The sequence below is a fragment of the Georgenia sp. AZ-5 genome, from assembly GCF_043952095.1.
In the GTDB taxonomy this organism is placed as follows: domain Bacteria; phylum Actinomycetota; class Actinomycetes; order Actinomycetales; family Actinomycetaceae; genus Georgenia.
In genome coordinates, this window is the sequence record NZ_JBINOU010000001.1 from 3,862,380 (window position 1) to 3,876,478 (window position 14,099).

At 69.8% G+C, this 14,099-nt stretch carries 10 protein-coding genes; 5 read left to right on the plus strand and 5 right to left on the minus strand.

Annotation, left to right across the window (positions count from 1 at the left end; all coding sequences use genetic code 11):
- Positions 1–280: 280 nt before the first annotated feature.
- Positions 281–730: a hypothetical protein gene (locus tag ACF0H8_RS17900; RefSeq protein ID WP_395290227.1), complete on the plus strand. Its 450-nt coding sequence runs from the start codon at positions 281–283 to the stop codon at positions 728–730.
- 234 nt (positions 731–964) lie between these two features.
- On the opposite strand, the gene ACF0H8_RS17905 is transcribed toward ACF0H8_RS17900, so the two are convergent.
- Positions 965–2,542 (minus strand): hypothetical protein, encoded by a 1,578-nt coding sequence (locus tag ACF0H8_RS17905; protein ID WP_395290228.1) that lies wholly within the window; start codon positions 2,540–2,542, stop codon positions 965–967.
- A gap of 227 nt (positions 2,543–2,769) precedes the next feature.
- Here ACF0H8_RS17905 and ACF0H8_RS17910 point away from each other — a divergent pair, with 227 nt between their 5' ends.
- Together ACF0H8_RS17910 and ACF0H8_RS17915 are read left to right on the plus strand one after the other, a co-directional pair.
- Positions 2,770–4,110, plus strand: a complete 1,341-nt coding sequence (locus tag ACF0H8_RS17910) for a glycosyltransferase (protein WP_395290229.1) — start codon at positions 2,770–2,772, stop codon at positions 4,108–4,110.
- Between the two features lie 201 nt (positions 4,111–4,311).
- Entirely contained in the window at positions 4,312–5,466 is a 1,155-nt protein-coding gene (locus tag ACF0H8_RS17915; RefSeq protein WP_395290230.1) for an O-antigen ligase family protein, read from the plus strand.
- 10 nt (positions 5,467–5,476) lie between these two features.
- Here ACF0H8_RS17915 and cysN read toward each other — a convergent pair whose 3' ends face one another.
- The 3 genes from cysN to ACF0H8_RS17930 all read right to left on the minus strand — a co-directional run bounded on the left by cysN (position 5,477) and on the right by ACF0H8_RS17930 (position 8,561).
- Positions 5,477–6,724 carry a sulfate adenylyltransferase subunit CysN gene (gene cysN, locus ACF0H8_RS17920; RefSeq protein ID WP_395290231.1) on the minus strand — a complete coding sequence of 416 codons (1,248 nt, stop codon included), beginning with the start codon at positions 6,722–6,724 and terminating at the stop codon, positions 5,477–5,479.
- On the minus strand, positions 6,724–7,653 hold the full coding sequence (gene cysD, locus ACF0H8_RS17925) for a sulfate adenylyltransferase subunit CysD (RefSeq protein WP_395290232.1): 930 nt from the start codon (positions 7,651–7,653) through the stop codon (positions 6,724–6,726). Before cysD ends, cysN begins: the two co-directional genes overlap by 1 nt.
- A 158-nt stretch (positions 7,654–7,811) precedes the next feature.
- Positions 7,812–8,561 carry a 3'(2'),5'-bisphosphate nucleotidase CysQ gene (locus ACF0H8_RS17930; RefSeq protein ID WP_395290233.1) on the minus strand — a complete coding sequence of 250 codons (750 nt, stop codon included), beginning with the start codon at positions 8,559–8,561 and terminating at the stop codon, positions 7,812–7,814.
- A 318-nt stretch (positions 8,562–8,879) separates the two neighbouring features.
- Between ACF0H8_RS17930 and ACF0H8_RS17935 the strand changes: the two genes are divergently transcribed.
- A complete protein-coding gene (locus ACF0H8_RS17935) occupies positions 8,880–10,436 on the plus strand; it encodes a sugar transferase (protein WP_395290234.1) in 1,557 nt (518 codons plus the stop codon).
- Positions 10,437–10,453: 17 nt separating this feature from the next.
- Positions 10,454–13,420 carry an AAA family ATPase gene (locus ACF0H8_RS17940; protein WP_395290235.1) on the plus strand — a complete coding sequence of 989 codons (2,967 nt, stop codon included), beginning with the start codon at positions 10,454–10,456 and terminating at the stop codon, positions 13,418–13,420.
- Here the strand turns inward: ACF0H8_RS17940 and pth are convergent.
- Entirely contained in the window at positions 13,374–13,964 is a 591-nt protein-coding gene (gene pth / locus ACF0H8_RS17945) for an aminoacyl-tRNA hydrolase (protein WP_395290236.1), read from the minus strand. The two genes, ACF0H8_RS17940 and pth, sit on opposite strands and share 47 nt — an antisense overlap.
- Between the last annotated feature and the right edge of the window lie 135 nt (positions 13,965–14,099).

Sequence of the window (14,099 nt, forward strand, 5' to 3'; positions counted from 1 at the left end):
CATGACTCCCGTATTGGCGAACGAATCGCAGACAAAGAGGGTCAGGCGTGCGGTGCTCGCCGTGCTCCTGGTGTGCCTGGTGCTCGCCGGAGCGGTCTGGGCGGTAACCCGGGGAGGGGGAACCGGCGACGCCGCAGCGGGCCTTCCCGGGCCTCGCGAGTCGGCCGAGGAGCCGGCCGGGGAAGCCGACCCTCCGGCCGACCCCGCGGAGGACGCATCGGCTTCGCTCCAGCCGGTTGCTCCCGCCGACCGGGTGACGCCGGACGTCCCGGATCCCCGCGTGACGGACCCGGGCCAGGGAGACGCCGCAGCACCGATCGTCGTCGGCGAGCATCTCCGGGTGCTGAGCCAGGTCCAGAGCCGCGAGCTCGGGCCCGAGGAGGACATTCCCGCGGCGGACCAGGCCGAGCTGGAGGCGACCGCCACCGGCAGCGCCCTCGACGCCGCGTTGGCCGCCCGGGCGGAACTCCGGGACAACGGATGGACACAGACCGGTGAGCCGGAGATTCTCAGCAGCGAGGTCATCGAGTCGGCGCTGTCCGAAGACCCCCCGCGCGTCGTCCTCGGCGCGTGCGTCGACTCCTCCAAGGTCCAGGTCACCGACGCCGCCGGGCAACCCCGACGAGATCCAGCGGCCGTCCGTCCCACCACGAACATCTTCACGCTCGTCTTCGTCGACGGCCGCTGGCGACTCGGCGACCTGACCTTCCCGGACGACCCCGACTGCTGAACCTACGCGTGGGAGGTCGCGGTGCGGCATCGTCGATGCCGACCGTGCGCGGTCACGCAAAGCGCGCAGCGCCACCTGGCGGGCACAGCGGCGCGAGCGGTGACCGGCGTCAACCCCGGCGCCAGCACAGGCGTGGGGGCGCGACCGGCGTCGCTCCGGCGGCGGCCACACGCGCCGGCATCGGCGGAGATGCCACCGACGCCGGTCCGCCCGCGGCCTGCCCGGCCGGTCCCTTCACCTGCTGCGGTCGAGGATCTTCGGAGATCTGGCCTTTCCGGATTCGCGCGCGCCCTCGGTGGCGCTGACCGCGCCCGGGGTGCTGGCGGGTCCCTCGGTGCCACTGGCACCGTCCTCGGTGCCGCTGCGCCGACGGGAGCCGCGCCGCCTGACCACGACCGAGCCAACGACCGGTGCCTTGACGTCGTTCATCTCGGCGACGATCCGGGCAAGGTCGGACGCCGTCGTCCGGTCGCGCTCCACGACGAGCACCACGGCATCCGCGATCCGCCCGATGGCGAGCATCGTCGAGGTTGGGGCGTCGGGGAGCAGCGCGATAACGAACCGTTTCGTCGCCGCGGCGTGGGCGACGCGGTGACGCAGGGCCGCCGCGACGTCACCGTCGGCGGCGCCCTCCTCATTGGAGCCCGCCGACGACACGACGACGCGGCCGGGCACGACGAGGCCACCTCCGCCACGGAGCTCGGGCCTGAAGGTGTTCGCGGCCACCCGGAGCTCCGCGGCGGCTTCCTGCCCCGGCGCACCGAGAACGAGCTCGATGTCGTACCCGTCCTGCGCCATCGCGGTCGCTAGTCCGGCGGGCACCTCCAGATGACCGGCTCCGGCAGATGCGTCAAGGGTCACGAGCACCCGCGGGCTGCCGACCTGCGCCATCACCCGTTCACGGGCCTCCCGGAAGGAGGCCATCGCGCCCTCGGGCTCGCCGTCGTGCGCGGCAAGTTCGGCGAGGACCGGTGCGTGGGTCGCAGCCACCACCGCGCCGCCGTCGCGGACCCTGCGGTCCAGCGCACCCGCGACGAACGCCAGCACCAGACCGATCACCAGCCCACTGGCGACCCCGCTGGAGACCAGCAGCACCGGGTTCGGCTCGTACTCCACGTCGCTGCCGGTGGACGGGCTCAGCACCGTTCCGCCGGTGGTGTCGACCTGTTCCAGCTCGGCGCTTCGCAGCATGAGCTTGTCGATCTCCGCGGTGATCAGCTGGCGGTCGCTGTCTGCCTGGACACTCTCGCTGCTGCCGGGGGCCGCAGTCGCGAACCTCGTGTTGGCTTCGAGGAGCTGCGGGCGCAGTTCCTCGAGCCGGTCGGTGATGCCATCGAGCATAGTTTCCAGACGCTGGCTGGCTGTTTCGCCACGGTACGAGAGGTAAGCGGCTGCGACGGCGTCGGCGCCCTCGCGCGCGCTCTGCGGCGAGTCGGCCGTGTAGCTCACCAGCAGGACGGTGGCCTCCGCCGTCGTGGTGATCTTCGTTCCGGCACGCAGCTCCTCGGCACTCTGACCGGCACCGAGGAGCTTGGACGCCTCCTGAGCCACCACGAAGGAGCCCGCGACCGCTGCCTCGGTGCTGAGGTCGACGAGTCCCGAGGCCGACCGGCCCGGGTTGAACGGGTCGGTGGAAATCACGTTCATGTTCACGGTGGTCGTCGCCGTCACTCGCGTCGGGAGAATCTCGAGCACGGCAACACCCGCGAGGACACCGAGAAGTGTGCAGAGAGCGATCACCGCCCACCGTCTCTTCAGGACGGTGGCGTAGTACCCGATGCCGATGGAGTTGATTGCAGCATCCTGGGACATGGGCTCTAACCCCTTTGATCGGTACGGAGACCCGCTCGGTCGTCATGCGCGTCCGGATATGAGTTGCAGCATCGTATGGTTCGCCAACGCGGCGGCAACGCGATTTCGCGCTCGGATCCGCAGGGATTCTTGCTGGTTTCCCGCACGGGAGCCGCAGGCTCCGCAAACCCGGTGACCGGGCGCCCGAAACGCCTCCGGACCTGCTTCCCAGGCCCTACCGTGCGGGCATGACGCCCACAGACACAGCGCCCCCTGGCGGCTTCCCGATCCCCGTCGGCGCCATCGACGTGCTCCACGACGCCGCGTACCCGGCACCCAACTCCGCCGGCCGGCTGAGCCTCCTCGTCACCGTCAACGGACGCCCGATCGGAAGTGTGCTGCTCGAGGGGCTCGGGGAGGAACCCGGCCACGAAGAGCTGCGCGACGTGTGCCTGCGCCAGCTTGCCGGCCACGTCCGCCAGCTGGTCGGTGCGGGCGACACGCCGGGCCCTGCCGCGGATGGGACGACCGATGAGCTCCTCCGCGCGCTCGACCGTGCGCGGCCACGCAGGATCTTCTCCAGCGCGACCCCCGTGACCGTCGTCGTCTGCACGCTCGGACGGGACCCGCGCCTCCCTGAGACCGTACGGTCCCTGCTCGCGCAGACTCATCGCCACCTCGAGCTCTGCATCGTCGACAACGACCCGGCCTCCGGCGGCACACAGGCCCTGCTCGCCGGGATTCAGGACCCGCGGCTGCGTACCATCAGCGAACCGCGCCGTGGCCTGTCCGTCGCCCGCAACTCGGGCCTGGCCGCGGCGTCGCACAGCATCGTCGCGTTCACCGACGACGACGCCGTGCCGGACGCGGACTGGCTCGCCGCCATCGTCGCCGTATTCGACGCCGACACGGAGGGCAACGTGACCGGGGTGACGGGGTTGGTCCGCGCGGCTGAGCTGAGCAGCCCGGAGCAGCTCTGGTTCGAGGCCTACGGCGGCTTCGACAAGGGCTATGAGCCACGCATCTGGTCGTGGCGCACCCGGACGGCCTCGGTCTCGCACCTGGGCACCCCGGCCCCACGGGGACCGTTCTTCCCGTACACGACCGGGAAGGTCGGGTCCGGGAACAACATGGCCTTCCGCACTCGTCGCCTGGTGGAGTTAGGCGGGTTCGACGTCGCCCTCGGTGCGGGCAGCATCGCGCAGGGCGGCGAGGACCTGGACATCTTCACCGAGGTGCTCCTCGCCGGGGACGTCATCGTCTACACGCCCGACGCCTTGGTGTGGCACTACCACCGGCGCACCTACGCGGAGCTCCGCACCCAGATGATCGGCAACGGGGTCGGGATGGGGGCGGTCATCACCAAGCAGCTGCTGCGCGGCCCCGCGCACGCCGCCCGCCTCGCCAAGAACGCCCCGGTGGCGTTGCTCCACCTGCTCGATCCACGATCGGCACGCAACGAGGGCCGCGGCCCGGACTACCCCCGCGACCTGGTGCTTACGGAGCTGCGGGGCCTGCTCGCCGGCCCGTACCACCTCGTCAGAAGCCGGTACGCCGCGCGCCGGCGTGGCTTGCGGTACGCCAGGTAGCCCCCGCGCATGGTCACGAACCCTGGGCGCCACGCCCACCGCGGTGCCCCCGTACGGCCGGCGTCCAGCGGCCCGGGCCCGCTGGACCGCCGAAGAGCGGCCGACCTGCCGGCTTGGCCGTTCGCCGTGCCGTTCGTCAGTTACGGACTGTGCTGGTTGCTCGGTCTGGGCGACATGATCTGGATCCTTGCCGCCCTTCTCATGGCCATGGCGCTGTCGCGCGCCACCGATGTCCGGGTACCCCGCGGCTTCGGCGTCTGGCTCCTCTTCCTCGTGTGGATGGTCCTCTCGGCGACGCAGCTGGACAGCGGCGAGCGGTCGATCGGCTTCGTCTACCGCGCTCTGCTCTACGTCTCGGCCACGGTCGCTTTTCTCTATGCCTACAACGCCCGTGCCCTGACGATGCGATACGTCTCGGGCGTTCTGACCGTCTTCTGGCTCACCGCGGTGGTCGGCGGATACGTCGGCATCATCACGCCGCTGCTCACGGTCCATACGCCGTTGAGCTACATCGTTCCCGACGCTTTGCAGGCCAACGACCTGGTCCGCGAGATGGTCGTGCGACGCGTGACGCAGTTCGAGCCGGCCTCGTGGGCCCCCCTGGACCCCCGGCCGAGCGCACCGTTCCTCTACACGAACAACTGGGGCAACGCCTACTCCCTGCTCCTGCCGTTCGTCATCGTCCACCTCAGGCACGTACGCGGCCACCGGCGCTTCTGGCCCCTGGCGCTCTGCCTCCCCGTCTCCTTCCTGCCTGCCTTCCTCACCCTGAACCGCGGGATGTTCCTTGCCTTGGGTGTCGGCGCGGCATACCTCACGCTCCGCGCGCTGCTCGGCCGGAACCGCACCATGCTGCTCACTCTGGCCGCCCTCGGCGGCGTCGCCGCCGTGGCTCTCGCGGTGCTGCCGGTGGCCGACCGGCTGGAGGAGCGGGTGACCGTCAGCAGCACCACCGAAGACCGCCTCACGCTCTACGCCGAGACGATCGATCGGGCTCTTTCCTCCCCCTTGCTGGGCTACGGCGCGCCGCGCCCGTCCGAGAATCCCTTCCTTGACTCGGTGGGGACGCAGGGGCAGTTCTGGATGGTCCTCTTCGCGCACGGGTTCGTCGGGGCAGTGCTGTTCATGAGCTGGCTGCTGATGCTCATCAGGGGATCACTGCGCCATTCGGACGTCGACGCCCTGGCTTTGAGTGCGGTCCTCGTGATGGCGGCCCTCGAGGTCCTGTACTACGGCATCCTGGCGACGGGGATGGTGCTCGTGATGGTGGCCGGCGCCATGGCGTTGCGGCGCGAACCCGCCGCGCCGACGTCGACCAACTCACCGACGCAGCTGCGCACGATACTGCGTCGGTGAGCGCCGCCTTTCATCGGGCCACCACCATCCCCGCACCGACGGTGCTGTTGGTCGCCTCATCGACGAGGACGAAGCCTCCGGTCTGGCGGTTGCGGTGGTAGTCGTCCACCAGTAACGGGCTGGTGGTGCGCAGCGAGACCCGGCCGATGGAGTTCATCCCCAGCTGTTCCGCGCCCTCGTCGCGGTGCAGCGTGTTGACGTCCAGGCGGTACTGGAGGTCCTTGACCACAGCGCGAGCCGATCGTGTCGTGTGCTTGACGGCCAGTCGCTGCCCGGGCTCCAGCGGCTTCTCCGCCATCCAGCACACCATGGCGTCGATGTCCTGGGTAACAGTCGGCTGGTTGTGCGGTCTGCAGATCATGTCGCCGCGCGAGATGTCGATGTCGTCGGCGAGGCGAACCGTCACGGACATCGGAGCGAAGGCCTCGGCGACCGGCCCGTCAGCGGTCTCCACGGAGACCACCTTGCTGGTCAAACCGCTCGGGAGCGCCATCACCTCATCCCCCACCTTGAGGATGCCGCCCGCCACCTGGCCGGCATAGCCGCGGTAGTCCCGATGCCGGGACTGCTGCGGGCGGATGACGTACTGGACCGGGAACCGTACATCGACGAGGTTGCGGTCGCTGGCCACGTGGAGTGTCTCGAGATGATGCAGAAGCGAGGTCCCCGTGTACCACGGCATGTTCTCGGACCGCTCGACCACATTGTCTCCCCGCAACGCGGACAGCGGGATGGTGGTCAGGTCCGGTACGTCGAGCTTCGTAGCGAAGTTGGCGAATTCTTCCCGAATACGCTCGTACACCGTCTCCGAGTAGTCGACCAGATCCATCTTGTTCACCGCAAGAACCAGGTGCGGGACTCGGAGCAGTGAGACGAGAAAGGCGTGCCGCCTGCTCTGCTCGACCAGCCCCTTGCGGGCGTCGACGAGAATGATCGCCAGGTCGGCGGTAGAGGCCCCCGTCACCATGTTCCGGGTGTACTGGATGTGCCCTGGGGTGTCGGCGATGATGAACTTGCGCCGAGGCGTCGCGAAGTAGCGGTAGGCGACGTCGATCGTGATGCCCTGCTCCCGTTCGGCCCTGAGGCCGTCCGTGAGCAGCGCGAGGTCGGTGTAGTCGTCGCCCCTGTCGCGGCTGGTCGCCTCGACGCTCGCGAGCTGGTCGTCGAAGATCGCCTTGGAGTCGTAGAGCAGGCGCCCGATCAGCGTGCTCTTGCCGTCGTCGACGGATCCCGCGGTAGCGAACCGGAGCATGTCCATCAGAAGTAGCCCTCCCGTTTACGGTCTTCCATGGCCGCCTCGCTGACACGGTCGTCGCCCCGTGTGGCGCCCCGCTCGGTGATCCGGGTGGCAGCGATCTCCTCGATCACCTTCCCGTACGTGTGCGCATCCGAGAAGACGGCGGCCGTCAGCGTCGCGTCGCCCACCGTCCTGTAGCGGACGCGTGCCGTGAACACCTCCTCGCCCTCCCGTGGTGGGCACAGCTCGCTCGCTCCGAAGACCATCCCGCCCCGCATGAACACCTCGCGATCATGGGCGAGGTAGATGGAGGGGACCTCGATCGACTCGCGCTCGATGTAGTGCCAGATGTCCAGCTCGGTCCAGTTCGACAGGGGGAAGACACGGATGCTCTCGCCCGCGTTCACGCGGCCGTTGTACAGGTTCCAGAGCTCCGGGCGCTGGTTCTTCGGGTCCCACTGGCCGAAATCATCACGGAAGGAAAAGACACGCTCTTTCGCGCGTGCCTTCTCCTCGTCCCTGCGGGCACCGCCGAGCAACGCGTTGAACCCGTGTCTCTCCGCGATGTCGAGGAGCACCGGGGTCTGGATGCGATTTCGTGAGCCCGACCGTTCTTCCTGGACGAGCCCCTGGTCGATGGCCGCCTGGACCGAGCCGACCACGAGCTGGACGCCCAATCGCTGGACCTGCCGATCTCGGAACTGCAGCACCTCGGGGAAGTTGTGCCCGGTATCGATGTGCACGACCGGAAAGGGTATCCGTGCCGGCCAGAAGGCCTTCTGCGCCAGGTGCAGCATGACGATGGAGTCCTTGCCGCCCGAGAAGAGGAGAGCGGGCCGCTCGAGCTCCGCGGCGACCTCCCGGATGATGTAGATCGACTCCGCCTCGAGCATGGACAGCTGGCTGATCGAGTATCGGGGGACTCCGATCTCGGTTCCGGTGGCGGCCATCGCGGTCCCTCCCTCGCACGGTGCGTTCTTGAGCGCTGTTGGGGGCGACCCATTGGGGAACATGAGCGGACGCTACGACCGGAGCCGAGGGAGGAGGCTGCGTTCGAGCGGCCCAGCACCGCAAGAGAGCCGCAAGATCCGATTGCGGTCGAGCCGGATCAGTTTCGCAGAGCGGCCAGCAGCGGCTCCGCGAGCGGAGTGCGGCACACCAAGAGGTCCGGGAGGTAAGGGTCAGCCCGGTTGTAGGCGAGGGCACTGCCGTCGAGCCTGCTCGCGTGCAGACCCGCCCGCCGCGCAACCGCCACGGGCGCCGCGGAGTCCCACTCGTACTGACCGCCGCTGTGCAAGTACGCGTCGACGTCGCCGCGTACCACAGCACTGATCTTGTACCCAGCCGATCCCATCGGCACGAGCTCGACCCCGGGTTGCCGCTCAAGCAGGCGAGCCTCTTCCGGAGGCCGGGTGCGCGACACGGCGATCCTGAACCTCCCTGGAGGGACGGGGGGTGGTTCGATGGGATTGCCGGTACCGAGCACCTCACCCAGATCCGGGAGCGCGACGGCCCCGGCGACGAGCTCCCCCGCAGCCCATAGCGCCACGTGCACCGCCCAGTCTGCCCTCCCCTCGGCGTACTCGCGTGTGCCGTCCAACGGGTCGATGATCCAGACGCGCCGTGCCCGGAGACGACTCGGCCCGTCCTGTGCCTCCTCAGAGAGGATGGCGTCGGACGGTCGCCGATCGGCCAGGGCGCCAGCGAGGTACTTCTGGGAGCCGCTGTCACCGGCCTCCTTCAGCGCCTTGCTGCCCAGACCTCGGGCGCCGGCCCGTTCCCGTATCTGGCGAAGCCGGTGACCCGCGGAGTCGGCGAGCTCGGCGGCGAGAACCGCGTCATCCAGGTACACATCCATCGAGGCTCTCCTCACCGCGGTGCCGGTTGGTCCAGTCGCGATTGTCGACGGGATCGGTCGTACACGGGCCGGATTCGCGGGGTCCGGGGTGAACCCGGTCCGGAAGGTAGATCTGTCCGGCTCGCCGCCAACCCCTGGGTCCAGGCCGCGCTCACCCCGTTCACCCCCGCGAGTAATCCCGTTTACCTGGCAGACACCTCGCGTTTCAGCCGCCCGTCATCCGCACAGGGCTGAAACGGACGCTCGGGTCGCTGGTTGCCTGGGTGGAGTTCTAGACGCCCGACCTGTATCGGGCACATCCGGAGCGGGAGGGCTCACATGGCCGTGCGGACGGAGGACCTTGTCCAACCGAGTCTGACGCAGGTCGGCGTGGTTGCGCTCGGGACACCAGGAGTGCTAGGCACCCCTGGACCGCTGCAGCCGACCCGAACCGGAATCCGCGGCCTGCTCAGCGAAGTACTCGCGCAGATCAGCCGAGCCCGCGCACGCTCCGCGCCGCCCCAACTTCGGAGATACCAGGTCCGTGCCCTGGCGCTCGACGCCTCGACGGCCTTCGCCGCTGTGGTTGTGGTGGGCGCCGTCATGCAGCCCGAAGCGAACGTCATCCCGGTCGCCGGGGTGTTCGCCCTGGCCTTGGCCTTGTTCGTCGCCGCACATGGCGGCTACGCGGCGGCGACCATGGGAGCGGGCACCGACGAGTTCTGGGCGGTCCTCCGGGGCGGAGCTTTCGTCGCCCTGGCGCTGCTGGCGGTCGTACACCTCACCGGCGACGCCGTTCCCGTGCACGCGCTCGCCGGCGCACTCCCCCTGGCCCTCGGCGCCATCACGGTCGCCCGCCTGGTGCAACGGGCAGTGGTCCGCCAACGCCGCAGGAATGGCCTACTTGCCCTCCGCACCGTCGTCGTGGGCGAGCGGGAGCACCTCGAGCCGCTGCTGGCGAGCCTGCTGGAGAGCCCGGCCGAGGGCTTCTCCGTCGTCGGTGCATGCATGCCCGTCAGGCACGACGGGACTGACAGCGAGGCACCACTGACCGTGCCCACCCTGGGCGGGCTGGACGACCTGCCGCGCGTGGTGCGCGAGACAGGCGCCGAGATAGTGATCGTCGCCTCCGGATCCATGACCGCATCTGAGCTGCGCCAGCGGTTGTGGTCGCTGGAGGGCGCGAGTGTGCGGCTCATGCTCTCACCCAACCTGCACGAGGTGGGCACGTCCCGGCTCCGCGTACGACCCGCCGCCGGTGCCGCTCTGCTCGAGGTGGCGCTCGACGCGCCGGGGCGACGCGTGCGCGCCAAGGCGCTGTTCGACCGCGTGTTTGGGGCCGTGCTGCTGCTCTGCGCCAGCACCGTTCTTCTTCCCGCCGCTCTCCTGGTTCGCCTCACGTCTCCCGGGCCTGCGTTCTTCCGCCAGACCCGCATCGGGGCGGACGGCCGGCCATTCACCATGTTCAAGCTCCGCTCGATGACCACCGATGCCGAGGCCCGGCTGGTCGAGCTCTCCGAGCACTCCGACGGGAACGGCACGCTCTTCAAGATGCGCCAGGACCCCCGCGTCACGCCGGTGGGCAAGGTCCTGCGCCGCTACTCCATCGATGAGCTGCCACAGCTTTGGAACGTCGTGCGCGGGGACATGTCCTTGGTCGGCCCTCGGCCGCCGCTGCCGGCGGAGACCGAGAAGTACGACGCCGCGGCTCACCGACGCCTGAAGGTCAAGCCCGGGCTGACCGGACTGTGGCAGGTTTCCGGTCGCTCCGATCTCAGCTGGGAGCAGTCGGTACGTCTCGACCTGCGCTACGTCGACAACTGGTCGGTCCCTATGGACCTCGCCATCCTCGTCCGAACGGTCAGCGCCGTCTTCGGCGGCCGCGGCGCCTACTGAACAGCACGAGGCCGCACGTGATCACGGATGCCATCGCCACGCCCGAGGCCGGGCCGGCTCAGGTCCCAGGTGCGGGTCTGGTTGGCCGAGAGCCGGAGCTAGCCTTCCTTGACGGGCGGGCTCAAAAGCTCCTTGCCGGCCGTGGGGCGGTCGTCGCGGTGGTCGGCGCCGCAGGCACCGGTAAGACGGCTCTGCTGCGCGAGGCGGTTGCGCTCGTTCGCCGCACGGTTCCGTCCGTCCGACACGTGCACATACCGGGTTCCCGCGTCGCCGCCCGTACGGTTCCGGCCATCGGTCGGGTGCTGGCGGGTGCCGTGACCGGCCCTGTCTCGCCCTCTGCACGCATGCTGGAGGAACTGATCGACGGCGAGACCGCGGCGTCATATCCCGAGCGTCATCTCCTCCGGTCGACACTCGACATCGTGCGGGTCGCGACGCACCAGCGGCCGCTGCTGATCACGATCGATGACGTCGAGCTGTCGCACGAGCGCGTCGCAGAGGTCTTCGCACCGTTGGCCGCGGGCATCGTGGACCTTCCCGTGCTGGTCGTGGTCACCGCTGCGGCCCCTCCCGGTCAGGAGCAGAAGATGCCGCCCGCCGGAGGTGGCCTCTGGGTGCACCCGCTTCGGCCACTGGTGCCCGCTGCGGCGGCAGCGGCTGTGCGGTTCCACTCCGATGTCCCCGTCCCCATCTCCGTCGCGCGCACGATCGCCCGCCTCACCGGCGGCAATCCCGGCGATGCCGCACAGGTCTGCGCGATGCTCACCTCCGAGCAGCTCAGCGGTCACAGCCCGCTGCCCGCTCAGCTGCCTGGCACCGACTTCTCGGCACGGCTGTACCGGCCATGGTGGGCGACCCTGCCGCTCGAACATCGCACCCTCGTCCTGGCCGCGGCCGTCTCGGTGGACGCGCCGCTGCGCGTCCTCGAGCGCAGCTGCAGTGCTCTGGTCAGCGATGTCGTCGGCCCCGACGGTGACGCTGCTCTACGCTGTGCCAACAACCGCGTCGTGCCGAACGACCCACGCATGGCTTCTGCAGTCCTCGCGCTCACTCCTGCCCGCGAGCTCGACCGGGTTCACCAGGCGCTCCGCGGCCATGCTCCAGAAGATTCGCTGGAACAGAGTTGGCATACCGCGTGCCTGGCCGTCGAAATCCACACCGCTGACGCCGAGAGCCACCCGCGGACATTCAGGGGCATCGCCGAAGCATCGCGCCAGAGACTTGAGGCCGGTGACGCGTTGACGGCACTCCGGCTCACCGAGGTGGCGTCGGGCCTAGAGGCCACCGACGCTGAGAGGTACGAGTTCACGATGACCGCCGGGGTGGCGGCAATGTACGCAGGCCACCCCGGTGAAGCCACACGACTGCTGGCGCACGCGGTCTTCGCGGCCAAAGAACACCAGCTGTACCGGGCGGTCGTGCCGTACCTGATTGCGCTCACGCTCCGTGACGGCGCCGTGCCGATCGCCATCACCGATACGGCGGTCGCCGAGCTGCAACGGACCGACGCGAGGGCTGCCGCCTCGGTTGCAGCTCTGGCCGCGCGGCTGTGCGCACGTCACCTCGACGGAGCCAACGCGAGAGCGCGGCTTGAGCAAGCAGAAGTTCTTGTGTCCCGCGCCGAGGGCGAGGCCGAGAACGCGGGGGCCACTGCCGCTCCGGCGGAGCACGCGCAGCTCGCCATGGAGCTCGCTGTGACACGGGGCCTGGTCCGGGGGTCCGCCGCACCGGAGGCAACCTGCCGTCCTCTCCCGGCTCTCACGGGTGCCCTCCCCGGCACCGACGTGATGGGCTGGGCTCTCGCGGTAGACACCGTGGCCATGCTCGTCCGCGCTGGCCAGTGGCTTCGTGCACGGACGTGGCTCGCCGACCTGGACTTCCGCTCCCGCGGCTGCCAGATGCCGCTCGTCGCGGCTGAGGTCACGGTGCTCGGACTGCAGCTCCACCTGTCTACGTGGGAGCTCCACCGAGCGGAACAGATCACCGACGAGATCGGCGAAAAGCCGGTGCACCTGCCCGTCGGCGGTGTCGGCCTGGCTCACATCGCCCGGGTGCTGAGGCTGCGAGGCCGAGTCGCAGATGCGGCCGCTGCGCTGGATGACGCCCAGCACCAGGCGCGCTCGCACCCGGAAACCTCGGCGGTCGCCAGGGCCGTGCGTCACGAGTACGCCGAGCGCGCAGCTGCCGGAGGTCACTTCCAGAGCGTTACGGAACAGTTCACCGACATGCTGGAGCGCAGCCGCCTCACTGGCGATGCCAGGACGGCGGCGCACCTCGGTCTGCTTCATGCCCGGTGGCACGCGCTGGAGTGCCCCTCGGTCGAGTTCGCCGCTGCCGGGGCTGTGCGAGGTAGCAGCGGCGTATTCGAGCGGCTGCTGCTCGACGTCCTAGGTGCCCCGGTGGAGCAAGTCGTCGCGACTGCGGCCGCCGCGGCAGCAGCAGCGTGCGAGCACCTCTTTCCGGGGCAGGCAGCAGGCGTCCTGGCGTGCGCCGAGGCGCGCATCGCTCAGCTCACACCCGAACAGCATGGAGAGCAGGCGGCACGGCTGGCCGGCGCGGGCGCACCCATCAAGCGGGACGCCCACCGACGGCTGCTGCTCGCCCGGACCAGCGAGCTCTACCTCCTCAGCGGAGCCGCCGACCTGGGCGCAGCGGCGGACGCCCGCTCCATCAGCTTCGCCACGCCAGCGGCCGACACGAGCGAGAACGTCGCCCTGACGGCGAACGAGCTACAGATCGCGACCCTGGTGCGGGACGGTGCCTCCAACAAGGAGATCGCCAGCGCCCTGTACGTCTCCATCCGAACGGTCGAACTCCGGCTGACCAACGTCTACCGCAAGCTTGGCATCCGGTCGCGGAAGGAGCTGCGGGACCTCAGCCCGCTGCACCTCGCGCAGCCCATGCCGACCTCGTCCTCCAGTCGTGACGGCGTGACGCCTATACGGTGTGCAGCCGCTGCTGCGCCTTCTCCAACCCCAGGGTGAGGACCTCCTCGACCGCGTCGGCGGCCTCCTCCAGGGTCACCGCGAGATCGGCGCGCTCCGACGGGGGGAAGTCCCGCAGCACGTAGTCCGCCGGGTCCATGCGGCCCGGCGGGCGACCGATGCCGACGCGGAGCCGGAGGTAGTCCTTCGTGCCGATCGCGGAGGAGATGGACTTCAGCCCGTTGTGGCCGCCCTCTCCCCCACCGAGCTTCAGGCGGAGGGTGTCGGCCGGCAGGTCGAGCTCGTCGTGGATGACCAGCAGCTCGTCGGCCTCGATGCCGTAGAACTTCGCCAGCGCGCCCACCGGTCCGCCGGAGACGTTCATGTAGGAGCCGGGCTTGGCCAGGATGACCCGCGGGCCTGGCGCGCCGCCGGGCAGGATGCCGAGGCGGCCGTCGAGCACCTGCGCCCGGGCCTTGTGGGCGGTGAAGGAGCCGTTCATCCGGCGCGCGAGCACGTCGAGCACCATCTGGCCCACGTTGTGCCGGTTGCCGGCGTACTGCGGTCCGGGGTTACCCAGACCGACGACGAGCCACGGGCTCATGCTCCTCCTTCGAGTTCCGGCACGACGAAACGGCAGCGGCGGCCACCGGCAGCGGCCGCAGCCCGCCGCGGGCCGGCGCACATGGACGTCGCGCCCAGGCCGTTCCGGCCTGGGCGCGACGGTCGATCCTCGTGA